Here is a 25,689-nt window from a genome sequence, read left to right as displayed (position 1 = left end):
CACCCCCTCCCCGGCTCCCTCTCCTCCCGCCCTCTGGTGACCGCGCCCCTCATCGACGCGACGCGAGAGGGCCGCCCACGATGGTGAAGTGCTCCGTGGCGGGGAGTCCGCGACCGCCCCCGGTGCCGCGGGTGACGGCCAAGCCGTGGTTGCGGCCGGGTGAGGCCGTTCCTGGGCGGCGGGGCGGGCCCGGGGATGCGGGCGCCGGGCATCTCTCGGAGGAGGTCGCCCTCCACGTCGAGCACGGGGCCTTGGGCGGTGGTGGAGTGCCCGACGGCGGGCACGCTTCGGCCCAGCCAATCGTGTCCAGCGCCCGTAGTGCGTTCGCCGGCCGGAACACGGGCGGCTCCCCCGGGCGATGACGCCCCCACCCGCATCCGTACCCGATCCGGCGCTCTCGCGGCGCGGGATGGCGTACGGAGCGAGCACCGGCAGGCCGGGGCCGTGGGAGGACCGGCAGGCCGGGGCCGGAGGCCGGAGGCCGGAGACATCGTGCCCCGGGGCGGGCCCGGTCCTACGATGGCTGCCCGTCCCCTCCCCCGGCTCCCTCAGGAGAGACCAGCAGGCCAGTGCCCCCTCTTCCCTCGGCTCCCTCGACCTCAAGCTGCTGCAGGCCCTCGAACTCGACGGACGGGCCTCCTTCAGCCGTATCGCCCAGGTGCTCGGGGTGTCCGACCAGACCGTCGCACGTCGTTTCAGACGACTGCGCACCACCGTGAACCTGCGGGTCACCGACATGACCGACGAGAGCCGCCTGGGCAGGGACGGCTGGATCGTCCGGCTCGGCTGCAGCCGGAACACCGCGTCGCAGCTGGCCGGCGCCATCGCCGGACGGCCCGACACCCACTACGTCGACCTGGCCGCCGGCGGCACCGAGGTCGTCTGTGCCATCAGCCCGCGCAGCAGCCGGGAACGGGACGGTCTCCTTCTCGAGCGGCTCCCGCGCATCCCGCACGTCACCTCGGTCGGCGCGCACTGCGTCCTGCGGTCCTACTACGGCAGCTCCCTGCGCCGGCTGCGCAAGATCAACGCGCACGGGGCTGCGTGGATTCCCCGTCGGCCGCGCGCGACGGTTCATCCGGACGGCGTCCAGCGGGGGGCCGTCTCGGCCCAGGCCCTCTCCCAGGCGGTGAGGTTGCGGCGGCGCACGACGTGACAAATCACGGCGTGGGCGGCAGCACCGGCGAGGACGGTTCCCACGGCGGCGAGGAGGGCGCAGCCCATGCTGCGGCTGCGGATCTGTTCGCGCGTCAGCGGCGGCTCGGTCGCCTCGCCGTCGGCGGTGACCCAGACGCGCACCTGGCCGCCGGCCGACAGACCCGGTGGGACCTCGGCCCGGGTGGTGGCGGTGCGCCCGTCGGGGGTGGTGAGACGGACCTCGGCCGGGTAACGGGCGAGCTTCGCCTCGTCGGATCCGGGCTCCGGATGGCGCGGGACGTCCTCGGTGAGGGTCGCGCTCGTCTCGTGCCGGGTCAGGGCCTGGTGGCGGGCCGTGTCCGTGTAGTGGCGGTGGGCGAGTTCCTCGACGACGACGCCCGCCACGGGTGCCACGACCAGTACGGCGAGCAGCAGCCCGAGACCGATCCGGGCCTGGAAACGGTCGGTGGGGCGGCGCAGGGGGTTGGGCCGCCGGTGCCACGGCCGCAGGCTCCGGGGCGGGCCGAGGCGGGGCCCCGGGGGCGGCTGCGCGGGAGGAATGGTGTCCTCCACGTCGTGACTCCTTCGGGGTGGGTCGGTCTCGGGGCGTAAGTCACCGGCGCCCGGCGGAATGTGCCGGGCGCCGGTGACGGTGCCCTCCGCACACGGCACCGCCTCGGTGAGGTGCGCACCGGGGTGCCCCACCGGGAGCGGTCCGGTGGGGTGGGTGTCCGCGGCGGGGGGCGGCCACCGCCTGCGCGCCCGGGACGGTGGGTGCAGCGCGCGGACGGAGGATTCCTGGGGCCGGACGGGTCACCCGCGTACGTGCCCCGCACGGGGGTGGTCGGCTCGCACGTGCCGCGTACGCACGTGCTCCGGCCGATGGGGCGGCCGGTGGGGCGCCGTGGTCATCGCGCGGCCTCCCGCACCTGCTGGCAGCGGGCGCAGTAGCGGGCCTGCGGGACGATCAGCAGCCGGTCGCGCTCGACGCGGCCGCGGCACAGGTGGCAGACGCCGTAGCCCCCGGTGTCCATGCGGGCGAGCGCCGCCTCCACGTCGGCGAGCACCATCCGGGCGGACGCCGCGAGCCTGACCTGGACCTCGAGCTGGCCGGCGACCGTCGGTCCGTCCGGGTCTCCCGGGTGCGGCCCCTCATCGACGGCGAACTGGCGCAGCTGGTCCCGGCGGAACAGCTGTTGTTCGCGCAGGTTCGCACGCAGCAGGGCGAGGTCCTCGGAGGTGAGGACCTCGTCGTGCTCGTCGATCGTCTGGTGGGTCACCACTGCACCCCCCTTGGGCGGAGCGGGAGAGGAACACGGACGGGGCGGGAACGGGTGCGGTCAGGCCGCGCGGCTCTGGCACGAGACGCAGTACCGGGTGTGCGGGAGGATCTCCAGCCGCTCCGCCGGAACGGGCTTGGCGCAGCCCATGCAGGTGCCATAGCTGCCGTCCTCGACGCGGGCGAAGGCCTCGTCGATCTCCTTGAGGACACGCTTGATGGAGTCACGCTGGTTGGCCAGCAGGTGGTCGTCGGCACTCTGTCCGCCGTCGTCCAGGGCCTTGAGTTGTGCCACCCGTGTGGTGCGCGCGTGTTCGAGGCGCTGCCGGATCTGGTCCACGGCGGGGTGGTCGGTGCGCGATTCGGTGAGGGGCAGGTCGAGCGACACGGAAAGTCTCCTCCGGTTACAGATGGGCGATCCATCACCATCGTCGTTTTCCCGCCCGTAACCCATTGGGCGCGATACCCATCTCTGTCGGGTCCGAGGACCCACCCGGGTGACATGGGCCCGCCGGGTGGGCTGAAATGGGTCGTGGAGCCCATCGACCTGATGCCGTCGGCTCGTGCACTGTGTCGGTTTCGCTGTTCGCCGGGATCAGGGACCGCTGCCGCATCGGGTGTCGCGGTGCCCGACAGTAGAGGCAGACGAAAGAGGAAAGGCGTGACCTCCGTGTCCCTGTACTGGCGGATCTTCGGACTCAACGCGGTGGTGCTGGGCGCGGCCACCTCGTTGCTGCTGTGGGCTCCGGTGACCGTGTCCGTACCGGTGCTGCTGACCGAGGCGGTGATCCTCGTGGGCGGCATGAGTGTGATGCTCGTCGCCAACGCGGCCCTGCTGCGGATCGGCCTCGCCCCACTGGGCCGGGTGACCCGGCTGATGACCACCGTCGACCTGCTGCGGCCCGGTCAACGGCTTCCGGTGCACGGCGGCGGGGAGGTCGCCGAGCTGGTCAGCACGTTCAACGCCATGCTGGAACGGCTGGAGAAGGAGCGCGCCGCGAGCAGCGCCCGCGCCCTGCTCGCCCAGGAGGCGGAGCGGCGCCGGATCGCCGTCGAACTCCACGACGAGGTCGGGCAGAGCATGACCGCCATCCTGCTGGCCCTGAAGCAGGTCTCCGACGAGGCGCCCGCTCCGCTGCGCGGCGAGATCCAACAGGTGCAGGAGATCACCCGGGCAAGTCTCGACGAGGTCCGCCGGCTGGTGCGGCGGCTGCGTCCCGGCGTCCTGGACGATCTCGGTCTGGTCAGTGCGGTAACCTCGCTCGCCACCGAGTTCTCCACCCACACCGGGCTGCGGGTGCAGCGTCGTTTCGGCCCCGATCTGCCCACCCTGGACAACGGCACGGAGTTGGTGATCTACCGTGTGGCGCAGGAGAGTCTGACCAATGTCGCCCGGCATGCCGAGGCGCGTTCCGCGTTGGTGAGCCTGTACCGGGACGACGACCGTGTCGTCCTCGAGGTGACCGACGACGGCCGTGGCATCGGCGCCGCCCACGAGGGAGCCGGCTTGCGCGGTATGCGTGAACGGGCCCTGCTCATCGGGGCCACACTGGACATCACTCCCGTCGGCCGGACCGGTACCCGGATCCGGCTGGCCGTGCCCGCCGTCAGGAAGCAGTCATGAACCATCAGGCCTCACCGACCCCGATCCGGATCCTGCTCGCCGACGACCATGCCCTGGTGCGCCGCGGCGTCCGGCTGATCCTCGACCGGGAGCCGGACCTCGAGGTCGTGGCCGAGGCCGGTGACGGTGCGGAGGCGATCTCCATGGCCCGCGCCCAGGAGATCGACCTGGCGGTGCTGGACATCGCCATGCCCCGGATGACCGGTCTGCAGGCCGCCCGTGAGCTGTCCGCTCTGAAGCCGGGCCTGCGCATCCTGATGCTGACGATGCACGACAACGAGCAGTACCTGTTCCAGGCGCTCAAGGCCGGGGCCGGCGGGTACGTGCTGAAGTCGGTCGCCGACCGCGATCTGGTCGCCGCCTGCCGGGCCGCGATGCGGGACGAGCCGTTCCTGTACCCGGGGGCGGTCACCGCCCTGATCCGCAACTACCTCGACCGGGTCCAGCACGGCGAGGAGGCACCCCAGCTGCTGACCCCGCGCGAGGAGGAGGTGCTCAAGCTGGTCGCCGAAGGGCACTCGTCGAAGGAGATCGCCGAGCTGCTCTTCATCAGCATCAAGACGGTGCAGCGGCACCGCGAGAACCTGCTGAGCAAGCTGGGGCTGCGGGACCGCCTGGATCTGACCCGTTACGCCATCCGGGCGGGGCTCGTCGAGCCTTGAACACCGCCCTGCCGGGACGTGGCTCCCGCACCGCCCGCCCTCCGCTCCGCGCCGTCGCGGTTCTGGCCGCCCTGGCGGCCGTGATCCTGACCCTGGGGTTCGGTCTCGTCGGCGACCCGCGGGCCGTCCGCGCGGCGCAGCCGCCCGCCCATGACGCTCCCGCGGCGCCCGGCGCCCCGGCGTCCGACGGGCCGGATCCGTCTGTTCCGGCTCCCTCGCCCGCGCCCGGGACCCACTCGTCCGACATCCGTCCGCACACCGACGACGGCTGCACCGCCCGTATCGCCCCCCTGAGGCCGCAGCGCGGCGATGCCGGGGAGCGCACGGTACCGGCGGGCCATCTGCTCTTCACCCCCGCGCACACCCCCCGCATGCCTCCGCGCCCGGCCCGGCCCGCCCCGGCGGCCGGGCACGCGCCGCCCGCCGCCGCCCACATGCCGGCGGACCTCGGCCGGGGGCCTCCCGGACCGTCCAGCACATGAGAGTCCTGTTCCTTTCCTCTCCGCCGCGTCCCGCACCGGCCGCGGCGTGACTGCTGGAGTCATCCGTGAAAAGTTCCGCCCGCATCCGGGCGTTGTTCGCACTTGTCGTGATCGCCCTGTCCGTCTACATCGCCGTGACGGTCCCCGTCCGTCTGGGACTCGACCTGCGCGGCGGTACCCAGATCGTGCTGGAGACCCGTTCCACCGAAACCCTCGAGGCCGACGGTGAGGCGACGGACCGCACGCTCGAGGTGCTGCGCGGCCGTATCGACGCCCTCGGCGTCGCCGAACCCAGCATCGTCCGGTCCGGGGACAACCGGATCATCGTGGAACTGCCCGGCGTGCAGGACCCGCGGCAGGCCGCCGAGGTGCTGGGCCGTACCGCGCAGCTCACCGTCCACCCGGTGCTCGGTCCCGGTACCGACCCCGAGGCCGCCAAGAAGCTGCCGAAGGGCGAGCGCGTCCTGGCCGACGAGGCCGGGGAGCGGCTCCACCTGTCCCCCGCCGCGCTCACCGGCCAGGACGTGGAGGGCGCCGAGGCCACCTTCGACCAGCAGAGCGGTGCCGGCTGGATGGTCACCGTGGACTTCGCCGACGACAAGGGCTGGTCGAAGCTGACCGGCGAGGCGGCCTGCAATCCCGCGGGGGATCACAAGCGCCGGGTCGCGATCGTGCTGGACGACAAGGTCATCTCGTCGCCGCAGGTCGACCCGTCCGTGGCCTGCGGGGCCGGCATCACCGGCGGCTCCACCCAGATCACCGGGTCCTTCACCGCTGAAGATTCCAAGGAGCTCGCCCTGCTCATCAGCGGCGGTGCCCTTCCGGTGCCGGTCGAGACGGTCGAGCAGCGGACCGTGGGCGCGACGCTGGGCGCCGAGGCCATCGAGTCCAGCGCCTGGGCCGCCGCCTTCGGCACCGCCCTCACCGCGCTGTTCATCCTCGTCGTCTACCGGCTGATGGGTTTCCTGGCCATCGTGGCCCTGACCTGCTACGGCGTGATCTCCTACGCCGCTCTCGCGGGCCTCGGCGCGACCCTGACCCTGCCGGGTCTGGCCGGTTTCGTCCTGGCGATCGGCATGGCCGTCGACGCCAATGTGCTGGTCTTCGAACGAGCGCGCGAGGAGTACAGCAAACGCAACCGTCCCAGCAGCCGCTCGGCCCTGACCGCCGGCTTCAAGGGCGCGTTCAGCGCGATCGCCGACTCCAACATCACCACGCTCATCGCGGCGGGGCTGCTGTTCCTGCTCGCCTCCGGTCCGGTGAAGGGCTTCGGCGTCACCCTGGCCATCGGTGTCCTCGCCTCCATGATCAGCGCACTGGTGATCACGCGGGTGCTGGCCGAGTTCGCCGTGGAGCGCCGCTGGGTGCACCGCCGTCCCAAGCTCACCGGTCTGGCCTCCATCGGGCGGGTCCGTGAGTACCTCACCCGTCGCAACCCGCAGCTGATGCACCGCCCGCGCCGCTGGCTCCTGGTGTCCCTCCTCGTCCTCGTCGTCACCGGCGCCGGCATCGTGGTGCGCGGGCTGAACTTCGGTGTCGAGTTCACCGGCGGCCGGCTGATCGAGTACTCGACCACCGAGACCGTCGATCCGGACCGGGCCCGTGCGGCCCTGGCCGACGCCGGCTTCCCGCAGGCCGTCGTGCAGTCCTCCGGGGACAACAGGCTGACGGTGCGTACCGAGGAGCTGAGCAACGCCGAGGCGGTCAAGGTCGCCGGGACCATCGACGAGGTCGGCGGCGGGGCGGAGAAGGTCCGCGACGAGCTGATCGGCCCGAGCCTCGGCGACGAACTGCGCCGCAACGCGCTGATCGCGCTCGGCCTGGCCCTCGGCGCCCAGCTGGTCTACCTCGCCTTCCGGTTCCGCTGGATGTTCGGTACGGCGGCGGTCAGCACCCTGGCCCACGACGTGGTGATCCTCACCGGTATCTTCGCGTGGCTGGGCAAGCCGATCGACGGGATCTTCCTGGCCGCGCTGCTCACCGTGGTCGGTTACTCGGTGAACGACTCCGTCGTGGTCTTCGACCGCGTCCGGGAGCTGTGGCAGAAGGATCCCAAGGCGCCCCTGCCCCAGTCCACCAACACGGCGATCCTGCAGACGGTGCCCCGTACGGTCAACACCGGTATCGGTGTGATCTTCATCCTGGCCGCGCTGGCTCTGCTGGGCGGTGACTCGCTCACCGACTTCGCGCTCGCCCTGCTGATCGGCATGCTGGTGGGTACGTACTCGTCGGTGCTGACCGCGTCACCGCTCGCCATCGAACTCGACGCGTACAGCGGCCGCCGCAACGGTGGCGGCCGTCGCCGCGGCAGCCGCGGCCGCGGCGGTCCGGCGCGCGGGAAGTCCGGCGACGGGGAGAACTCCGGGCGGGCCAAGGCGGAAAGCCGTGGCCACTGACGCCGCACGGCTCGCCGTAGGAGACGGCGAGGAGCCGTAGGCGACCGCGGTCGTACGCGAGAGCGCCGCCGCGGGCCCGGGACCGGGCCCGCGGCGGCGCTCTCGTACGTCTCGTACGGGGCGTCGGGCGTGCTCTACACCGCCACCGCCCCTTCCGCGCCCCGGTCGTGGTCCGCGGGCCGGCGGGCGAACCGGGCGCGGTGCAGTGCGGCGTAGCGGCCGCCGGCCGCCAGGAGTTCCTCGTGCGTGCCCCGTTCCACGATCCGGCCGGCCTCGACGACCAGGATCCGGTCCGCGGCCCGGACGGTGGACAGCCGGTGCGCGATGACGATGGCCGTCCTGCCCTCCAGGGCCTCCGTGAGCGCCTCCTGGACGGCGGCCTCGGAGGTGTTGTCCAGGTGGGCGGTGGCCTCGTCGAGGAGGACGACCCGCTGGCGGGCGAGGAGCAGCCGGGCGATGGTCATGCGCTGGCGCTCACCGCCGGAGAACCGGTAGCCGCGCTCCCCGACCACCGTGTCCAGACCGTCGGGCAGGGAGCGTACGAGCTCGTCCAGGCGGGCGCGGCGCAGCGCGTCCCACAGGTCGGGCTCGCTCGCGGCGGGCGCGGCCAGCAGCAGGTTGGCGCGGACGGTGTCGTGGAAGAGGTGGCCGTCCTGGGTGACCATGCCGAGGGTGTCGCGCAGTGATCCCGCGGCCAGGTCCCGGACGTCGACGCCGCCCACCCGCACCGCGCCCGAGTCGACGTCGTAGAGGCGCGGCAGCAGCTGCGCGATGGTCGACTTGCCGGCGCCGGAGGAGCCGACGAGGGCCACGGTCTGCCCGGGTTCGACGCGGAAGGAGATGCCGTGCAGAACCTCGGCGGAGCCGTGCGTGTCCAGGGCGGCGACCTCCTCCAGGGAGGCGAGGGAGACCTTGTCGGCGGACGGGTAGCCGAAGCGGACGTCGTCGAACTCCACGGAGACCGGACCCTCGGGGACGGCGCGGGCGTCCGGCTTCTCCTCGATGAGCGGCTTCAGGTCCAGCACCTCGAAGACCCGCTCGAAGCTGACCAGCGCGCTCATCACCTCCACCCGCGCCCCGGCGAGGGAGGTCAGCGGCGCGTACAGGCGGGTCAGCAGCAGGGCCAGGGACACGACCGCGCCGGGCTCCAGGGAGCCGCGCAGGGCGAGGTGGCCGCCGACGCCGTAGACGAGGGCCAGGGCGAGGGCGGAGACGAGGGTGAGCGCGGTGATGAAAACGGTCTGGGCGGTGGCCGTCCGTACGCCGATGTCCCGGACCCGGCGGGCGCGCACCGCGAACTCCTCCGACTCCTCCTGGGGGCGGCCGAAGAGTTTGACCAGGGTGGCGCCGGGCGCCGAGAAACGCTCGGTCATCCGGGTGCCCATGGCCGCGTTCAGGGCGGCGGCCTCACGCTGCATCCCGGCCATGCGGCGGCCCATGCGGCGGGCGGGGATCACGAACACCGGCAGCAGGACCAGGGCGAGCAGGGTGATCCGCCAGGACAGGGTGAGCATCACGGCCAGGGCGAGCACCAGCGTGACGACGTTGCCGACCACGGTGGACAGGGTGTTGCTGAAGGCCCGCTGGGCGCCGATCACGTCGTTGTTGAGACGGGAGACGAGCGCGCCCGTACGGGTGCGTGTGAAGAACGCGACCGGCATCCGCTGCACATGGTCGAAGACGGCGGTCCGCAGATCGAGGATGAGTTCCTCGCCGAGGGATGCCGACAGCCTCCGGCCGAGGATGCCGAGGGCTGCCTCCGCCACCGCGATCAGTGCGATGAGCAGGGCCAGCCGGACGACCGTGGCCGAGTCGCCGTCGGACACGATGGTGTCGACGACGCGTCCGGCCAGTACGGGGGTGGCGACGGCGAGCAGCGCGGTGGCGGCTCCGAGCAGGACGAAAAGGGTCATGCGGCGGCGGTGCGGGCGGGCGAACCCCGCGATGCGGCGTAGCGTTTCCCGCGCGAAGGGGCGGCGTTCCTCCTCGGCGTTCATGACGCTGTGCAACTGGGTCCAGGCGGTGGTCTCCATGCTCATGCCGGAGAAGGTAGAACCTCAAGCATTGTCGAGGTCAAGGCCCGTCACCCGTTCGGGGCATGTGAGGTCCGTATGACGCTCCGGCAGCCGCTGCCCAGCCTTAAGCCGCCGTCCGGCCTGCCGCCACCCGCAGTTGGCGCGGGGCGGAAAGGCTCCTCCGATGTGACGCGGCCCCTCCGCAGGATCCTGTACGTCCTTCCCCTGCTGCTCGTGGCCGTGGTCGCGGTGCAGCAGCGGTCGGTGCTCGCCGACGGCTTCGCCCATCTGGGCACCGCGCGGTGGCCCTGGCTGCTGGCCGCGGTGGGGGTGACCTGTCTGACCTGGGTGGCCGCCGCGTGCACCCGGCAGGGCGCGGTCCTCGAACGGCTCCCCGCGCGGCGGCTGCTGGCCACCCAGTTCGCGGCGGGCGCGGCCAACCATCTGCTGCCGACGGGGCTGGGCGCGAGCGCGGTCAACCTGCGGTTCATGACGGTGTGCGGGCTGTCCCTGACCCGCTCCTCGGCCGCCCTCGCGCTGTACCTGCTGGCGGAGTCCATCGGCCGGGTGGCCCTGCTGGGCGCGCTGCTCGTCGCCTTCCCGGACGTGCTGCGCCCCGGACCCCTGCTGCCCGAAGGCGCGTTGGGCCCCGCGCTGCTCGCGCTCGGCGCGGTACTGCTGGTCGCGGCGGCCGTGCTCGCGCTGGTGCGGCGCATACGGACGGCCGTGTTCTCCTTCCTGCGGACGGCACTCGGCGAGGCCCGGTCGGTGCACACCCGGCCGTCGAGGGCACTGGCGCTGTGGGGCGGCGCCCTCGCGTTCCCGGCGCTGCAGGCGGCGGCGCTGATCCTGGTGGGACTGGCGCTGGGACTGTCGGTACCGATCGCGCACATGGCGGTGGCATATCTCGCGGCGACCGTCGCGGTCGCGCTGGTGCCCACGCCGGGCGGGCTCGGTTCGGTGGAGGCCGCCCTGATCGTGGCGCTGGTCGCGGTGGGCGGGGCGGCCGCGGTGGCCACCGCGGTGGTGCTGGCGTTCCGGGTCGTCACGGTGTGGCTGCCGTTGCTGCCCGGCGCGCTGACGCTGGGCGCGCTGGTGCGGCTGAAGGTGATCTGACCAGGGTGGCGGCAGGCCGCCTCCTTGCCACGGCGTGGTACGAACTGCCCTGCCGGATACGGCAGGATGAGCGATCGCGCCGACCGCCGGCCGGCCGGTGCGGCACGGCACACCCTCCCGGGCCGCACTCTCCCGGGCACCCCCGAATGCGAGCAGGTGACGAGACGTGACACGACATCACATACGCCCCCCGGCAAGGGCCCTCGCCGGAGGTGAGCGATGACGCGTGCGCTCACCATGAACGATGTGCTGTTCGCCGGTATCGCGATCGCCGCGGGCCTGGTCGCGGCGTTCCTGCTGCGCATGCTGCTGCGCTGGCTGGGGCGGCACGCGGACCGGACCCAGTGGCGCGGCGACGACGTCGCCGTGGACGCCCTGCGCATGATCGCGCCGTGGGCGGCCCTCGCGGGCGGTGCCGCGTCCGCGGCGGCCGCGCTGCCCCTGACCCGGACCGTGCAGCACAACGTCAACCAGGTGCTGACGGTGCTGGTCATCTTCGCGGCGACGCTGTCGGTGTCGCGGGTGGTGGCCGGCCTGGTGCAGTCGGTGACCCAGTCGCGGTCCGGCGTCGCCGGCTCGGCCACGATCTTCATGAACATCACCCGGATCCTGGTCCTGGCGATCGGCTTCCTGGTGGTGCTCCAGACGCTGGGCATCTCCATCGCCCCGATGCTCACCGCTCTCGGCGTCGGCGGTCTGGCGGTCGCGCTGGCGCTCCAGGACACGCTCGCCAACCTGTTCGCGGGCATCCACATCCTCGCCTCCAAGACCGTCCAGCCCGGTGACTACATCCGGCTGAGCAGCGGCGAGGAGGGCTATGTCGAGGACATCAACTGGCGTCAGACGACGGTCCGCGCGCTCTCCAACAACCTGGTCGTCATCCCCAACGGGCAGCTCGCGAAGACGAACATGACCAACTTCATGCGCCCCGAGCAGGAGCTGACCATCCTGGTGCAGGCCGGGGTGTCGTACGACAGCGACCTGGAGCAGGTGGAGCGGGTGACCAAGGAGGTCGTCACCGAGGTGATGACGGAGATCACCGGAGCGCTCCCGGAGCACGAGCCGGCGGTGCGTTTCCACACCTTCGGCGACTCCCGCATCGGGTTCACCGTGATCCTGGGCGTCGGCGAGTTCAGCGACCAGTACCGGATCAAGCACGAGTTCATCAAGCGCCTGCACCGGCGCTACCGCGAGGAGGGCATCCGCATTCCGTCACCCGCGCGGACGGTGGCGTTGCAGCAGGGCTCGGTGGTGTTCCCGCAGCAGCGCGGCACCGAGCCGGAGCCGGGCGACATGACGGCGTTCCGCCCGGTCTGACGTACGGCGGGCGGGGCCGGGCCGCGGAGTCCGCCGCGGCCCGCGGCCGGCGGGGCGGCCGCCGCCGGGGGCCGAAACCCATGGGGTCCGGCACGGTGGGCCCCCATGCGGTCCGGACCCCTGTCGAGCTCAGGACGCGTACGGGATATCTTGATGTCGAGCAATGTTGCAGACGTGGAGCGGAGCACCCGGTGACTGACTCGACCATCATCTATACGCACACTGACGAGGCCCCCGCCCTGGCGACGTATTCGTTCCTGCCGGTGGTCCGGGCGTACGCCTCCCAGGCCGGTGTCCCCGTGGAGACGCGTGACATCTCGCTGGCCGGACGCATCATCGCCGTGTTCCCGGAGTACCTCACCGAGGACCAGCGCATCCCGGACGCCCTCGCCGAGCTCGGTGAGCTGGCGAAGACCCCCGCGGCCAACATCATCAAGCTGCCGAACGTCTCGGCGTCGATCCCGCAGCTCAAGGCCGCGGTCGCCGAGCTCCAGGGCCAGGGCTACGCGCTGCCGGACTACCCGGACGACCCGAAGACCGACGAGGAGCGCGAGATCCGCGCCCGCTACGACAAGATCAAGGGTTCCGCCGTGAACCCGGTCCTGCGTGAGGGCAACTCCGACCGCCGCGCCCCCGCCTCGGTCAAGAACTACGCCAAGAACCACCCGCACCGCATGGGTGCCTGGAGCGGCGACTCCAAGACCGATGTGGCGACGATGGGCGAGAACGACTTCCGCTCCACCGAGAAGTCCGCGGTGATCGCCGAGGACGGCGCGCTGCGCATCGAGCTGGTCGGCGACGACGGCACCACCACGGTGCTGCGCGAGTCCGTACCCGTCCTGAAGGACGAGGTCGTCGACGCCTCCGTGATGCGGGTCGCCGCACTGCGCGAGTTCCTGACCGCGCAGGTCGCCCGCGCCAAGCAGGAGGGTGTGCTGTTCTCCGTGCACCTGAAGGCCACGATGATGAAGGTCTCCGACCCGATCGTCTTCGGCCACGTACTGCGCGCCTTCTTCCCGAAGACGTTCGCCCAGTACGGCGAGCAGCTCGCCGCGGCCGGGCTCAGCCCGAACGACGGCCTGGGCGGCATCTACAAGGGACTCGAGGGCCTGCCCGAGGGCGCGGAGATCAAGGCGTCCTTCGACGCCGAGCTCGCCGACGGCCCGGCGCTGGCGATGGTCGACTCCGACAAGGGCATCACCAACCTGCACGTCCCCTCGGACGTCATCGTGGACGCCTCCATGCCGGCCATGATCCGCACCTCCGGCCACATGTGGGGCCCCGACGGCCAGGAGGCCGACACCCTCGCGGTGCTGCCGGACTCCAGCTACTCCGGCGTCTACCAGGCCGTGATCGAGGACTGCCGTGCCCACGGCGCCTTCGACCCGTCCACGATGGGCTCGGTCCCCAACGTGGGTCTGATGGCGCAGAAGGCCGAGGAGTACGGCAGCCACGACAAGACCTTCGAGATCCCGGTCACCGGCACCGTCCGCCTGGTCGACCAGGCCGGTGACGTCGTCCTGGAGCAGACCGTCTCCGCCGGTGACATCTTCCGCGCCTGCCAGACCAAGGACGCGCCGATCCGCGACTGGGTCAAGCTGGCCGTCACCCGCGCCCGCGCCACCGGCTCCCCGGCCGTGTTCTGGCTGGACGAGACCCGCGCCCACGACGCCAACCTGATCGCCAAGGTCGAGCGGTACCTGGCCGACCACGACACCGAGGGCCTGGACATCCGCGTCCTGAACCCGGTCGAGGCCACCAAGCTGTCGGTGGAGCGCATCCGTCGCGGCGAGGACACCATCTCGGTCACCGGCAACGTGCTGCGCGACTACCTGACCGACCTGTTCCCGATCCTGGAGCTGGGCACCAGCGCCAAGATGCTGTCGGTCGTCCCGCTGATGGCGGGCGGCGGCCTGTTCGAGACGGGTGCGGGCGGTTCCGCGCCCAAGCACGTGCAGCAGCTGGTCAAGGAGAACTACCTGCGCTGGGACTCCCTGGGCGAGTTCTTCGCCCTGGTGCCGTCCCTGGAGCAGTTCGCCGAGACCACGGGCAACGCCCGCGCCAAGGTCCTCGCCGACGCGCTCGACCGCGCCACGGCGACCTTCCTCAACGAGGACAAGTCCCCGAGCCGTCGCCTCGGCGGCATCGACAACCGCGGCAGCCACTTCTACCTGTCCCTGTACTGGGCGCAGGAGCTGGCCGGGCAGACCGAGGACGCGGACCTGGCGAAGGCCTTCGCCCCGCTCGCCGAGACGCTCGCCGCGAACGAGCAGAAGATCGTCGACGAGCTGATCGCCGTCCAGGGCGAGCCGGCCGAGATCGGCGGTTACTACCAGCCCGACCCGGCCAAGGCCGCCGCGGTCATGCGTCCGTCCGCGACGTGGAACGAGGTGCTCGCGTCGCTGAGCTGACGCGAGCAGGCAGAGGATCCACTGGCTCCGCCCCGGCCGGCATGACGCCCGGCCGGGGCGGAGCCGTGTTCGGCTCCGGCCCGGCCGGCGGGCCGTGCCCCGGTCACCCCGCGTTCGTGAACGCCGTGTGAAAAGACCGACCACTTGCTGAGACGCCATCTCATTTTCAGCTCCCCTCGTCGTAGCATCGAGCTGGTGACGCGCTGCCACCGCGACCGCGCACGTGTCACCACTACGGCGTGTCGCGCGAGAAGCCGGCACCTACGTCGGCACGCGGTCCTTCCCGACGCCCTGGATCCCCCAGGGACATCCGGCACGCCCCCGCACCCCACAGGTACGTCCGCGGATCCGCACGCCCACCCTTCATCCGCGCCCGCACTGCGCACGAGGAGCACACCGTGAGCCAGCCCACCGAACCCGTCCCCGCCGGTCACACTCCCGAGGAGACGTCCACCGGTCCCGACATGTCGGCCTGGTCGTTCGAGACGAAGCAGATCCACGCCGGCGCCGAGCCCGATCCCACGACCGGGTCCCGGGCCACGCCGATCTACCAGACGTCCTCGTTCGTGTTCCGGGACACCCAGCACGCGGCCGACCTCTTCTCGCTGGCGGAGCCGGGGAACATCTACACCCGCATCCACAACCCCACCCAGGACGTCTTCGAGCAGCGCGTCGCCGCCCTGGAGGGCGGTGTGGCGGCGGTGGCGCTGTCCTCGGGGCAGGCCGCGCAGACACTGGCCCTCCTGACCCTCGCCGGGACCGGCGACCACATCGTCTCGGCCTCCTCGCTGTACGGCGGGACGTACAACCTCTTCCGGCACACCCTGCCGAAGTTCGGCATCGAGGTGTCCTTCGTCGACGATCCCGACGACGCCGACGCCTGGCGGGCGGCCGTCCGGCCGAACACCAAGGCGTTCTTCGCCGAGACGCTGGGCAATCCGCGGGGCAACGTGCTCGACGTGCGGGCGGTCGCGGACGCGGCGCACGGGGCGGGCGTGCCGCTGGTCGTGGACAACACGATCCCCACGCCCTATCTGCTGCGCCCGCTCGAGCACGGCGCGGACATCGTGGTGCACTCGGCGACGAAGTTCCTCGGCGGGCACGGCACCACGCTCGGCGGCGTGGTCGTGGACGGCGGCACCTTCGACTTCGGCGCGCACGCCGAGCGGTTCCCGGACTTCACCGAGCCCGACCCCAGCTACCACGGCCTGCGCTACTGGCCGGCGCTCGGACCCGGTGCGTTCGCGATCAAGCTGCGCGTCCAGTTGCTGCGCGACCTCGGACCGGCCATCGCCCCGCACTCCGCCTTCCTGCTGCTGCAGGGCGTGGAGACGCTGAGCCTGCGCATGGAGCGGCAGTCCGCCAACGCGCAGGCGCTGGCGGAGTGGCTGGAGCAGCGTGACGAGGTGGCGGTGGTGCACTACCCGGGCCTGCCGTCCAGCCGCTGGCACGAGGCCGCGCAGAAGTACCTCCCCCGCGGTGCCGGCGCGGTGTTCTCCTTCGAGCTGAAGGGCGGTGTCGAAGCGGGCAAGCGGTTCGTGGACGGTGTGGAGCTGTTCAGCCACCTCGCCAACATCGGTGATGTGCGCAGCCTGATCATCCACCCGGCGTCCACCACCCACAGCCAGCTGGACGAGGAGCAGCTCGAGGCGACCGGCACCGCGCCGGGTCTGGTACGGCTCTCGGTCGGCATCGAGAGCCTCGTCGACCTCACGGCCGACCTGGAGTCCGGTTTCCGCGCGGCCAAGGGTGCCCCCTGAGCGCCTTCGCAGCCTCCGGAACATCGGTTCCCCTCCCGCCGGCCACCGGGGCCTGGCAGGAGGGGGACCCGCCCGGACGGCGTCAATGGCATGCCCTCGGTACGCCGCTGCCGCTGGAGGCGGGCGGTGAACTCCCCGGTGTGGAATTGGCGTTCGAGACCTGGGGGCGGCTTGCGCCGGACGGGTCCAATGCCGTCCTGGTGCTGCACGCGCTCACCGGTGACAGCCATGCGGCCGGACCGGCCGGCCCCGGGCATCCCACGGCGGGCTGGTGGGACGGACTGATCGGGCCCGGTCTGGCCCTCGACACCGACCGCTGGTTCGTCGTCGCACCGAACGTGCTGGGCGGCTGCCAGGGCAGCACGGGACCGGCCTCGCCGCGCCCCGGCGGGCGGCGCCGGTGGGGCGGCGCCTTCCCGTACCTGACCCAGCGGGACCAGGTCGCCGCGGAGGCCCGGCTGGCGGACGCGCTCGGCGTCGGGACGTGGGCGCTGGTCGTCGGCGGTTCGATGGGCGGGATGCGTGCCGTGGAGTGGGCGGTGACGCATCCGGAACGCACGGGGGCACTGCTGCTGCTCGCCACCGCGGCGGCCGCGAGTGGCGAGCAGATCGCCTGGTCCACCCTCCAGCTGCACGCCATTCGCAGTGATCCGCACTGGCACGGCGGCGACTACCACGACACCGGCCGGGGCCCGCACGCCGGACTGGGCATCGCCCGCCGCATCGCCCACGTCACCTACCGGAGCGAGCCGGAACTGTCGGCCCGGTTCGGCCGGGAGCCGCAGGGTGCGGAGGATCCGTGGCGCGGCGGCCGGTACCAGGTCGAGTCGTACCTCGACCACCACGCGGTCAAGCTCGTCCGGAGGTTCGACGCGGGCAGCTACGCGGTGCTGACGGAGGCGATGAACGGCCACGACGTGGGACGCGGCAGGGGCGGCGTCCCTGCCGCCCTGCGCCGGGTGACCGCGCCCGCGCTGGTGGCCGGGGTCGACTCGGACCGTCTCTATCCGCTGTCCCAGCAGGCCGAGCTGGCCGCGCACCTTCCCGGCGCCGACCGGCTCAGAGTGGTGGAGTCGCCCTACGGACACGACGGTTTCCTCCTCGAGACGGAACAGGTCGGCGCGCTGATCCGCGAGTTGCTGGGGTAGCCGGCACGGCGGTCCCCGGTCTCGACGTGTTGTCAGTGGTGTGTGGCACCTTGATCATGCCGTGCACCACCGACGAACCCTCCTGGAGCAGCCCGATGGCCGACACCCCGCAGTCCTACGCTCTCCTCCCCGGAGCCGGGGACTCCCCCGTGATCCTCCATGTGCCGCACTCCTCGCGGGAGATACCGGCCGAGGTGCGGTCCGGGATCGTGCTGGGCGACGCGGAGCTGGAGCGGGAGCTGGACCACATCACCGACGCGCACACCGCCGCGATCGCCGAGGCCGCCGCCGAGGCGGCCGGGATCACTCCGTGGCGGTTCGTGAACGGGCTGTCCCGGCTGGTGATCGACCCCGAGCGGTTCCCGGACGAGCGGGAGGAGATGCTGGCGTCCGGGATGGGCGCGGTCTACACCCGGACCACGCACGAGGACGTACTGCGGCCCGACGGGTTCGACCACGGGCCGCTGATCGAGCGGTACTTCCGTCCGTACGCGCAGGCCATGACCCAGGCGGTGGCGGATCGTCTCGCGGCCACCGGGCGGGCCGTGATCATCGACGTCCACTCCTACCCCACCGCGCCCCTGCCCTACGAACTCCACGGCGCGGGCCCGCGCCCGCCGGTCTGCCTGGGCACCGACGCCTTCCACACGCCGCCCGGTCTGCTCGACGCGGCCCGCGAGGCCTTCGCTCCCTGCGGGGAGACCGGACTGGACAGCCCGTTCGCCGGGACGTACGTACCGCTGGAGTTCTACGAGAAGCGGGCGGAGGTGACGGCGCTGATGGTGGAGATCCGCCGGGACACGTACATGACCGAGCCGGGCGGCCCCGCCGGTCCTGGCCTGGCGGATCTGGCCGCCGCTCTCCGGGTCCTGGTGGACGCGGTGTCGCGCTGACCGGGCGCCGTTCCCCTCACCCGGGCGTAGCGCGACGCGTCACGCCCGGTCCGGGATACGGGTCAGGTCCGCAGCCACTCCGTCTCGACCACGTCCCCGGCGGTCCGCAGGCGCAGGGCGAACGGGCCGGAGGGCGGGGCCGTACCGGTGAAACGGCCCATGTCGTCGGCGGTGAGGGAGGATCCCGGCTGAGGTCCGCCCAGCACCTCGATCCGGGCCGGCTGGGGCGGCATCAGCTGCCCCATGAGGCCGTGCGCGGTCACCTCGACGTCCACGGTCACCTCGCCCACGCTGAAGGTGAGCATCCGCGGCGGGGCCTCGGCGCCTCTGACCGGGAGGGCGTCGACCAGCGAGTCGAAGCTCAGCTCGGCCACCTTGGTGTCCAGGTCGTGCAGGGCGTAGGCGTCCACGGCGCTCTGCAGCAGCGCCGGCGGCAGCGGATCCAGGACGGCGGCGGCCTGCCGGAGTTCCTCCTCCAGCAGGTCGGCGTCGATGCCGGCGGACTCCGCCGTCCCGGCGTGCTCGTCGAACGCGCCGTCGTCGAGGTCGTCGTCCATGCCGTCGCGCATACTGTCCGCGCCGTCCGTACCGTCCATGCCGTTCACATCGCCCCCCGTGCCTCGAGCCGGGCCCGCAGCCGGCGCAGACAGCGCTGGCGCAGGGGCCCAATACTGCCCACCGCGATACCGAGCGCGGCGGACACCTCCTGATAGCTCGGCGGCGGCGAGGCGATCAGCACGCGCAGCAACTGCCTGCACCGGTCGCCGAGTTCCTCGAACTCCTGCCACATCCGCCGTACCCGTTCGCTCTGCGCGGCGGCTTCCTCCGCCTCCAGCAGCGACTGCTCCGGTGTGCCGTCCTCGCTGACCCGGTCCAGGAGCTGCGGGTCGTCCGTCAGGGTCAGCCGGCGCGCGTTCCTGAGCACCTTCAGGCACTCGTGCCGCGCCGTGCTGGCCAGCCAGGCGCCCGTCTTCTCCGGTTCACGGATCCGCCCCAGATTCTGGGCGAAGCGGAACCACACCGTCTGGTAGACCTCGTGCGCGTCCGCGTCGGAGAGCCGGTGGGCGCGCACCACGGACCACACCAGGGGGCCCAGCCCCTCCACGATCGACTTCCAGGCCGCCGCGTCGCCGCCGGCGGCGGACCTGACCAACGCGCCGACATCAGTACGGTCCACGCTCCCACCCCTCGTGTACGGCACGTCATCGTACGCCGCGGAGGGGATGGTTCCGGACCTCATGTCCGGGCGGAGGGGAGCGCGACCGGCGTGGGACGCCAGGTGGCCGGAATGAGCGCCGGTACGGTCGCCCCGCGCACCTCGGCGAGTTCGCTGTTCGCGTCCATCAGCTGCTGTCGGGCCGCGCGCGGGGCGGTCTCGGCCCGCGCAGTCATGTGGGCGGCGACCATGCCGACGGCGACAGGCGTGGCGAACGAGGTGCCGCTCCACTGGGCGAGGCCCTCGAACATCACCTGGTCCGGCTTGCCGGAGCCGCCCTCCTCGCTCAGGACGCCGGTGTGCCGGGGGTGCCGGCAGGTGCAGGCGTAGCCGAAGCCGTAGCGGCAGGCTTCATAGGTGGAGTGCTGGTACACGTACGGCACCGGGGTGTCGAAGCCGGTGAGTGCGCTGGTGAGGCGCTCGCCGGGAGCGTAGGCCTTCACCCAGGCCCCGTGGTTGCTGAAGCAGGCGCCGAACTCGCCGTCGCCGCGCAGGGCGCCGACCGACAGGACGGCGTTCTCAAAGCCGGGGAGGCCGGCGTAGGCGGCGGGCCAGAACGGGGAGGCGCTGGAGTTGTTGCCGGCGCATGCGACCAACAGGGTGCGCTGCTGCCGGAGTTCCCGCATGAAGGCGTCGACGCCGAGCAGTCCGTCGGTGCGGCCGTTGGAGGTTCCGGCGGAGAGGCTGAGGATGTCGGGCCAGCCGTCCTGGTCGACGGCTTCGAACAGCTTCTCGCCGAACTCGGACTCCAGGATGGCGCCGGCGTCGTTCAGGGTGCCGCGGACGGTGATGTCGGTGTTGGGGGCGACGGCCGCGACGAGCCCCGCGATGAACGTGCCGTGGCCGCAGTACTGCCTCAGGATGCCGTCCTCCCCGCACTCCTCGACCTGGGCGTCGCCCCGGGTGTGGGCGAGGAGCGGGTAGGAGCGGTAGTCGTTCATGAGGCCGGTGTCGATGACGAGGACCCCGACGGCGCCGTCCGGGGCGTAAGCACCGTCGGCGACGGCCGGGTTGGGCTGCGCGCCGGCCTCCACGGGCACGGGCTCGTCGCCGGGGCAGGCGTTGACCGCGATCGACACCACGTGGTTGCGGCTGACCAGCCGGCGGCCGGTGCGGCCCTCCGGCTCCCGCAGGGCGCGCAGGGCGCCCGCGACGGCGGGGTCGCCGCTGCCGTCGCCCTGCCCGGGGTCGGCGACCTGGATGCGCGTGATGCCCGAGCGGTTGGTCTCCGGGCCCGTGCGGCGCACATGATCGGCGGTCAGGCCCGCGAACGTGGTGAAGTGCTGCCGCACGGTGTCCTCGACGAGGCGCGCCTCCTCGCCGTCGCGGGCGAGCACGACGCCCTTCTCGTAGAGGAACTCCCCCGCGTCGTCCGGGCCGATCGCCAGGGGGACGTCGGGCATGGAGCGCTGGATCTGGTCGTACTGCTCACGGAATCGCTGTGGTGCCATGGCGTGTCCTCCACCGGGGCGTTGGCGGCCGGGGCCGCGGAAGCTGTCGTAGAGCGGTGTTGTCGTGGAGCGGCGCTGTCGTGAAATGGCGCCGGTGTCGGGTGGTGCCGGGGTCCGGCCGGGCCGTCGGCGAACGGCGCGTCGTGAATCAGAGTCGTGGGGCGGCCGTTTGATACAACATCGCACCTGTGAGGCACGGTTGCGGAGCACTACCATCCATGAGGTGACAGCGGGAAGCGAATCGGTGCTGGAACTGCTGCCGATGGTGTTCGCCGACCCGGGCGAAGCCCTGGCGAGGGCGGAAAAGGTGCTGGGCGACCGTCCCCCGCCGCTGCACGCGTCCGTCGCCCACCAGGTGATCGGCATCTGGCAGCGGGACTTCGGCGATCTGAGGCTGGCCCTGACCCATCTGCGGCGGGCCCGGGACTGGGCGGCGAGCGCGGACTCGGCCGAGCGGGAGGCGGACGTCCTGGGCACCCTCGGGGTGGCGTTGGTGCACGCGGGGCGCACCCGTCAGGGCCTGGACGCCCTGGGGCGTGGCATCGAGCGCGGTACCGGGCACACCCGCGCGCGGGTGCTGTTCCGGCGTGCCTACGCGTGGTGGGTGCTGGGACATCACAAGGAGGCGCTGGAGGACGTACGGCGGGCCATCACCGTGCTGCGGCAGGCGGACGACGTGATCTGGACGGCGCGCGCCCTGACCCTGCGCGCGACGGTGCATCTGGCGCTGGGCGCGGTGAAGCAGGCGAACGCCGACTTCACCGCGGCGGAGGCGCTGTGGGACACCACGGGCCAGGAGCACGACAAGGCGGACGCCGTGGAGAGCCGGGGTCTCGCCGCGTTCCGCTCCGGTGACGTCCCGGCGGCGCTCAGGCTGTTCGACGAGGCGGAGGAGCGTTACGCCAAGCTCGGCACGCCGACGTTCATGCTCGACATCCGGCGCTGCGAGGTGCTGATGGCGGCGGGACTGCCGTCCGAGGCGCTGGCGGGGGCGGACGCGGCGGTCAAGGCGCTCGACGGGATCGGCGGCCAGTCCACCCGCAAGGCGGAGCTGCTGCTGGCCGCCGCGCGGGCCGCCCGGCTGGCGGACGACCCGCAGACGGCGATCGCCCGCGCGGCGCTCGCCGTACGGCTGTTCGCGGGGCAGCGGCGTACCTGGTGGGAGACGCACGCGCGGCTGGTGCTGATCGAGGCGCGGCACGCGGCCGGGCGCGGTTCGGGGCGGCTGGTCGCGGAGGCGGCGACGGTGGCCGACCGGCTGGCCGGCCTGGGCGCGCCGGCCGCGCCGGAGGCCTTCCTGCTTGCGGGCCGGATCGCGCTGGACCTCGGCTGGACGGTGGACGCCGAGCGGCATCTCGCGGTCGCCGCCCGCAGCAGACGCAGCGGGCCTCCGCTCGCGCGGCTGACGGGCTGGGCCGCGCAGGCGCTGCGGGCGCAGGCGGCCGGGTCCGCGCGGGGTGTCCTGGAGGCCTGCCGACGAGGGCTCGACGTGCTCGACGACCACCGGATGACGCTGGGCGCGTCGGAGCTGCGGGCGCGTGCCACCGCGCAGGGCGCGGAGCTGGCAGCCCTGGCCCAGCGGGCGAGCCTGGTCTCGGGCGGGCCGCGGCGGCTGCTGGTGTGGAGCGAACGCTGGCGGGCCACCGCGCTGTCCACGCCGCCCACCCGGCCACCCGCCGACCCGGCGCTGCTCCGCGGCATGACCGCCTACCGGGAGATCGCCGCCCGCGCGGAGGAGGCCCGGATGGACGGCAGGGCCGTGCCGGCGCTGGAGCGGGAACAACGGCGCCTGGAACGGGAGATCCGCTCCCGCACCCTGCACATGCGGGGCACGGCGGCCGACGGCCGGGGCCGGTTCGATGTCGGGGGCCGGTTCGACGTGGGCAGGCTGCTGCGACGGCTGAGCGACAGCGGTGACGTCCAACTGGTGGAACTCGCCGTGCTCGACGGGCGGGTGCAGGTGCTGTTGTGCGGGCAGGGGCGGGTGCGGCGGTTCGAGGCGGGTCCGCTGGCCGCGGCGGAGACCGAGGCCGAGCATGTGCAGGCCGGGCTGCGGCGTCTCGCCCATCCGGGGGCCCAGGCACGGCTGCCGGTGGTGGAGGCCGCGGGCCGGCGTCTGGAGGAGCTGTTGCTGGGTCCGGCGGCGGCGCATCTGGGCACCGGTCCGCTGGTGGTCGTACCTCCGGGACGGCTGCACCGGGTGCCGTGGGCGCTGCTGCCGTCGTTGCGGGACCGGGTGCTCAGTGTGTCGCCGTCGGCGAGCGGCTGGCTGCGCGCGCGGGAGACCGCTCCGCCGCCCGGGGGCCGCCAGGTGCTGGTGCGCGGTCCCGGACTCGCGACAGGTGGTGCGGAGGTGCCGGAGCTCGCCGGCCGGTACGGCGGGGCGAGGGTCCTGGAGGAGGACGACGCGAGGGTGGAGCGGGTACTGGAGGAACTGGACGGGGCCGAGCTGGCGCACATCGCCGCGCACGGCGAGTTCCGCGCGGACGGTCCGCTGTTCTCCTCGCTGCGGATGGCCGACGGGCCGCTGATCGTGCACGACTTCGAGCGGCTCGACCGCAGCCCGTACCGGATCATCCTGTCCTGCTGCGACACCGCGCGGTTCGCCAGCGTGGGCGCCGACGAACTCCTGGGCCTGGTCACGGCGTTGCTGCCGCTCGGCACGGCGGGTGTGGTGGCGTGCAGCGCGCCCGTGAACGACGCGGCGGTGGTGCCGCTGATGCTCGCGCTGCACAAGGGGCTCGACGCGGGACTGTCCCTGGCCCAGGCCCTGCGTGACGCGCGGGCCTCACTGCCGGGCGACGCGGTGCACCGGGCCACCGGGTGGGCGTTCTCGGCGTTCGGCGCGGCCTGAGACGGGCGGTCGGCCCCCGGCCCGGAGGACGAGGGGTCAGGCGGGCTGCGCCTCCCGGAGTTCGGAGCGCCGGGAGTCGGTCAACCGGGGCAGGGCGGTGCGGTCGCTCGCGCCGAGGCGGGTGTAGGCGCTGTACAGGTGGTTGCCGACGGTGCGGATCGACAGGGTGAGGCGTTCGGCGATCTGCCGGTTGCTGAGTCCGGTGGCGGCGAGGGTGACGATCTGCCTTTGTCGTGCGGTGAGTTCACCCAGGGTCAGAGCGGCGAGTGCCGGGGTGCGGGCGCCCTGGCAGCGACGGGCGAGGGCGACGGCACGCGTGCGCGCGGTGCGGGCGGCACCCGGGTCTCGGTGGGCGGCGGCGGCCTGGGCGTACGCTTCGGCCGAGAACAGCAGGAAGCCGCGCCGCTCCAGTTCGCCGGCCGCGCGGTCCAGGGCGGGGCCGTCGGCGTGCGTGAGGGCGTCGGCGTGGGCGGCGAAGACACCGGTGAGCCGCCCGGCGGCCCGCTCGGGGGCACCCAGGCGGACGGCGTCATAGGGATCGTGCGGGGCGTGGGCGGGGTGCCGGACGCTCGCGAGGGCCGGCGACTGGGCCTCGGCGAGGGCGAGTTCGGCTCTTGCTTCGGCGACCGCCCCGACGCCCACTTCGGCTTCGGCTTCGGCTTCGGCTGGACCGGAGCGTGCGGAGGCCGTCGTGCGCAGTCCCTCACGGGCCCATGCGGCGGCCTCCCGCACTTCGCCCCGCAGCCGCGCGTACCGGGCCCGCAGTGCCGCGTACCCGGCGGGCACCGGGACGCCCTCCGCCACCAGCCAGTCCCCCACGGGCGCCGGGACGGTCCGGACGTCGGCCTGCCCGATCAGCGCGGTGAGGGCGGCGGCCTCGGCGTCCAGGGCGGGTCCGTACTCCTCGGGCGCGCGGGCCAGCCGGCGCGCCCGCAGTCTGCCGGCCGCGGCCCGCAGGACGGGGCCGTGCAGGGGGTGGGTGAGACGGACGGCGCCCCGGCCGTCGACGTGGACCAGACCGTCGCCCTCCAGACGTTCGAGGGCGGCGAGGTCGAGGGGAGCGGGGCCCGCCGGGCCGCCGGCCGGGTCCATCGGATGCTCCGGGCCCGTCGGGCCGTCCAGTTCCACCGGCAGGGGTTCGGCGAAGGCCAGGCGGTCCAGCGTCTCGCGTTCGCCGGGGCCCGTGCGGGTGAGCAGGTAAGCGGTGTGCTCGCGGACGGCCGGCGTGAGCGGCACCGGGCCCCGCCAGGCCCACTCGTCCGTGCCCGCCGGTACACGGGTGAGGTCCTCGTGTCCCCGCAGCGCCCCCAGGAGTTCGCGCAGCAGCCGCAGGTCGCCGCCGGCGAGGCGGTGCAGCCGGTTGACGGTGAGAGGCTCCGGGGTCCGGTCCGCGCCCACCGCGACCAGCTGTGCGGTCTCCTCGCGGGGCAGCGGCCCCAGGGGCAGGCGGGGCAGCAGCTCGCCGGTCCACAGCCGGGACACCGCGGCAGGTACGGGAGCTCCGTCGGTGACGACGATCAGCAGCCGGGTGTCCGACCGCACGGCGAGTTGGTGGACCAGGGCGGCGGAGGAGTCGTCGAGCAGGTGGGCGTCGTCGACCAGCAGGGTCCGTACTCCGGACAGGAGCCGGACCGCGCGGTGCAGGGTGACCGATTCGGGCAGCAGGGGGGCGAAGGCGGCGAACGGCATCCGGTGGGCCTGCGGGATTCCGGCGACCCGGGCGCAGTCGGTGCCGCGGACGGCCTCGGTGACGAGCCGGGTCTTGCCCCGGCCCGGCGGTCCGGTCACCACGAGGCCACGCCGGGCTCCGGCCGACGACCGGCGGACCAGACGCAGTTCGTCCTCCCTGCCGGTGAAGGGCCAGAGCGGCAAGGGCTCCGGCGCCACCACGTCCCTCATGGACGGTGTCTCCTCCCTCTCGTGGGGCC

At 73.0% G+C, this 25,689-nt stretch carries 20 protein-coding genes; 12 read left to right on the top strand and 8 right to left on the bottom strand.

The window, feature by feature from the left end:
- Nucleotides 1-358: 358 nt before the first annotated feature.
- Nucleotides 359-1,156 (top strand): Lrp/AsnC family transcriptional regulator, encoded by a 798-nt coding sequence (locus OHB56_RS37665; RefSeq protein ID WP_406358339.1) that lies wholly within the window; start codon nucleotides 359-361, stop codon nucleotides 1,154-1,156.
- Here OHB56_RS37665 and OHB56_RS37660 read toward each other — a convergent pair.
- From OHB56_RS37660 to OHB56_RS37650, 3 genes are all read right to left on the bottom strand, one after another.
- Entirely contained in the window at nucleotides 1,075-1,710 is a 636-nt protein-coding gene (locus OHB56_RS37660) for a hypothetical protein (RefSeq protein ID WP_326756177.1), read from the bottom strand. The genes OHB56_RS37665 and OHB56_RS37660 overlap by 82 nt on opposite strands.
- Before the next feature lie 335 nt (nucleotides 1,711-2,045).
- Nucleotides 2,046-2,417, bottom strand: a complete 372-nt coding sequence (locus tag OHB56_RS37655; RefSeq protein WP_326756176.1) for a TraR/DksA C4-type zinc finger protein — start codon at nucleotides 2,415-2,417, stop codon at nucleotides 2,046-2,048.
- A gap of 60 nt (nucleotides 2,418-2,477) precedes the next feature.
- Nucleotides 2,478-2,804 carry a TraR/DksA C4-type zinc finger protein gene (locus OHB56_RS37650; protein ID WP_326756175.1) on the bottom strand — a complete coding sequence of 109 codons (327 nt, stop codon included), beginning with the start codon at nucleotides 2,802-2,804 and terminating at the stop codon, nucleotides 2,478-2,480.
- Between the two features lie 282 nt (nucleotides 2,805-3,086).
- Between OHB56_RS37650 and OHB56_RS37645 the strand changes: the two genes are divergently transcribed.
- From OHB56_RS37645 to secD, 4 genes are all read left to right on the top strand, one after another.
- The gene (locus tag OHB56_RS37645) at nucleotides 3,087-4,040 is read left to right on the top strand and encodes a histidine kinase (protein WP_406359290.1); all 954 of its coding nucleotides are present in this window, start codon (nucleotides 3,087-3,089) and stop codon (nucleotides 4,038-4,040) included.
- Complete coding sequence (locus OHB56_RS37640) at nucleotides 4,037-4,702, top strand: response regulator transcription factor (protein ID WP_326756173.1); 666 nt, start codon at nucleotides 4,037-4,039, stop codon at nucleotides 4,700-4,702. Before OHB56_RS37645 ends, OHB56_RS37640 begins: the two co-directional genes overlap by 4 nt.
- Nucleotides 4,699-5,184 (top strand): hypothetical protein, encoded by a 486-nt coding sequence (locus OHB56_RS37635; RefSeq protein ID WP_406358336.1) that lies wholly within the window; start codon nucleotides 4,699-4,701, stop codon nucleotides 5,182-5,184. The genes OHB56_RS37640 and OHB56_RS37635 overlap by 4 nt, the downstream gene beginning before the upstream one ends.
- Before the next feature lie 65 nt (nucleotides 5,185-5,249).
- Nucleotides 5,250-7,580 (top strand): protein translocase subunit SecD, encoded by a 2,331-nt coding sequence (secD, locus tag OHB56_RS37630; protein WP_406358334.1) that lies wholly within the window; start codon nucleotides 5,250-5,252, stop codon nucleotides 7,578-7,580.
- Nucleotides 7,581-7,714: 134 nt separating this feature from the next.
- Here secD and OHB56_RS37625 read toward each other — a convergent pair whose 3' ends face one another.
- Nucleotides 7,715-9,619, bottom strand: coding sequence for an ABC transporter ATP-binding protein (locus OHB56_RS37625; RefSeq protein ID WP_326756170.1), 1,905 nt, complete (start codon nucleotides 9,617-9,619; stop codon nucleotides 7,715-7,717).
- A 72-nt stretch (nucleotides 9,620-9,691) separates the two neighbouring features.
- On the opposite strand from OHB56_RS37625, the gene OHB56_RS37620 reads away from it, so the two are divergent.
- The 6 genes from OHB56_RS37620 (at nucleotide 9,692) to OHB56_RS37595 (ending at nucleotide 18,240) form a co-directional block, all read left to right on the top strand.
- The gene (locus tag OHB56_RS37620; RefSeq protein ID WP_326756169.1) at nucleotides 9,692-10,711 is read left to right on the top strand and encodes a lysylphosphatidylglycerol synthase transmembrane domain-containing protein; all 1,020 of its coding nucleotides are present in this window, start codon (nucleotides 9,692-9,694) and stop codon (nucleotides 10,709-10,711) included.
- Between the two features lie 219 nt (nucleotides 10,712-10,930).
- Nucleotides 10,931-12,028 (top strand): mechanosensitive ion channel family protein, encoded by a 1,098-nt coding sequence (locus OHB56_RS37615; protein ID WP_055592806.1) that lies wholly within the window; start codon nucleotides 10,931-10,933, stop codon nucleotides 12,026-12,028.
- A 191-nt stretch (nucleotides 12,029-12,219) separates the two neighbouring features.
- Nucleotides 12,220-14,439: an NADP-dependent isocitrate dehydrogenase gene (locus OHB56_RS37610; RefSeq protein ID WP_406358332.1), complete on the top strand. Its 2,220-nt coding sequence runs from the start codon at nucleotides 12,220-12,222 to the stop codon at nucleotides 14,437-14,439.
- Nucleotides 14,440-14,837: 398 nt separating this feature from the next.
- Nucleotides 14,838-16,199, top strand: a complete 1,362-nt coding sequence (locus OHB56_RS37605; RefSeq protein WP_326756167.1) for a bifunctional o-acetylhomoserine/o-acetylserine sulfhydrylase — start codon at nucleotides 14,838-14,840, stop codon at nucleotides 16,197-16,199.
- Nucleotides 16,196-17,347, top strand: a complete 1,152-nt coding sequence (locus tag OHB56_RS37600) for a homoserine O-acetyltransferase (protein WP_326757247.1) — start codon at nucleotides 16,196-16,198, stop codon at nucleotides 17,345-17,347. Before OHB56_RS37605 ends, OHB56_RS37600 begins: the two co-directional genes overlap by 4 nt.
- Before the next feature lie 95 nt (nucleotides 17,348-17,442).
- Nucleotides 17,443-18,240, top strand: coding sequence for an N-formylglutamate amidohydrolase (locus tag OHB56_RS37595; protein WP_055592809.1), 798 nt, complete (start codon nucleotides 17,443-17,445; stop codon nucleotides 18,238-18,240).
- A 62-nt stretch (nucleotides 18,241-18,302) separates the two neighbouring features.
- Here OHB56_RS37595 and OHB56_RS37590 read toward each other — a convergent pair whose 3' ends face one another.
- The 3 genes from OHB56_RS37590 to OHB56_RS37580 are packed head-to-tail and all read right to left on the bottom strand — an operon-like array spanning nucleotide 18,303 to nucleotide 20,907.
- Entirely contained in the window at nucleotides 18,303-18,836 is a 534-nt protein-coding gene (locus OHB56_RS37590) for a hypothetical protein (protein WP_406358331.1), read from the bottom strand.
- Between the two features lie 5 nt (nucleotides 18,837-18,841).
- Nucleotides 18,842-19,417 (bottom strand): RNA polymerase sigma factor, encoded by a 576-nt coding sequence (locus OHB56_RS37585; RefSeq protein WP_055592810.1) that lies wholly within the window; start codon nucleotides 19,415-19,417, stop codon nucleotides 18,842-18,844.
- 59 nt (nucleotides 19,418-19,476) lie between these two features.
- The gene (locus tag OHB56_RS37580) at nucleotides 19,477-20,907 is read right to left on the bottom strand and encodes a S8/S53 family peptidase (protein WP_406358329.1); all 1,431 of its coding nucleotides are present in this window, start codon (nucleotides 20,905-20,907) and stop codon (nucleotides 19,477-19,479) included.
- A 262-nt stretch (nucleotides 20,908-21,169) separates the two neighbouring features.
- On the opposite strand from OHB56_RS37580, the gene OHB56_RS37575 reads away from it, so the two are divergent.
- A complete protein-coding gene (locus OHB56_RS37575) occupies nucleotides 21,170-23,761 on the top strand; it encodes a CHAT domain-containing protein (RefSeq protein WP_406359289.1) in 2,592 nt (863 codons plus the stop codon).
- A 36-nt stretch (nucleotides 23,762-23,797) separates the two neighbouring features.
- Here OHB56_RS37575 and OHB56_RS37570 read toward each other — a convergent pair whose 3' ends face one another.
- Nucleotides 23,798-25,660 (bottom strand): LuxR C-terminal-related transcriptional regulator, encoded by a 1,863-nt coding sequence (locus OHB56_RS37570; protein WP_406358327.1) that lies wholly within the window; start codon nucleotides 25,658-25,660, stop codon nucleotides 23,798-23,800.
- Nucleotides 25,661-25,689 lie beyond the last annotated feature (29 nt).

Origin of the sequence: Streptomyces sp. NBC_01635, assembly GCF_045209715.1 — a bacterium.
Lineage (GTDB): Bacteria > Actinomycetota > Actinomycetes > Streptomycetales > Streptomycetaceae > Streptomyces > Streptomyces hirsutus.
This window is presented reverse-complemented; position numbering and strand designations above follow the sequence as displayed.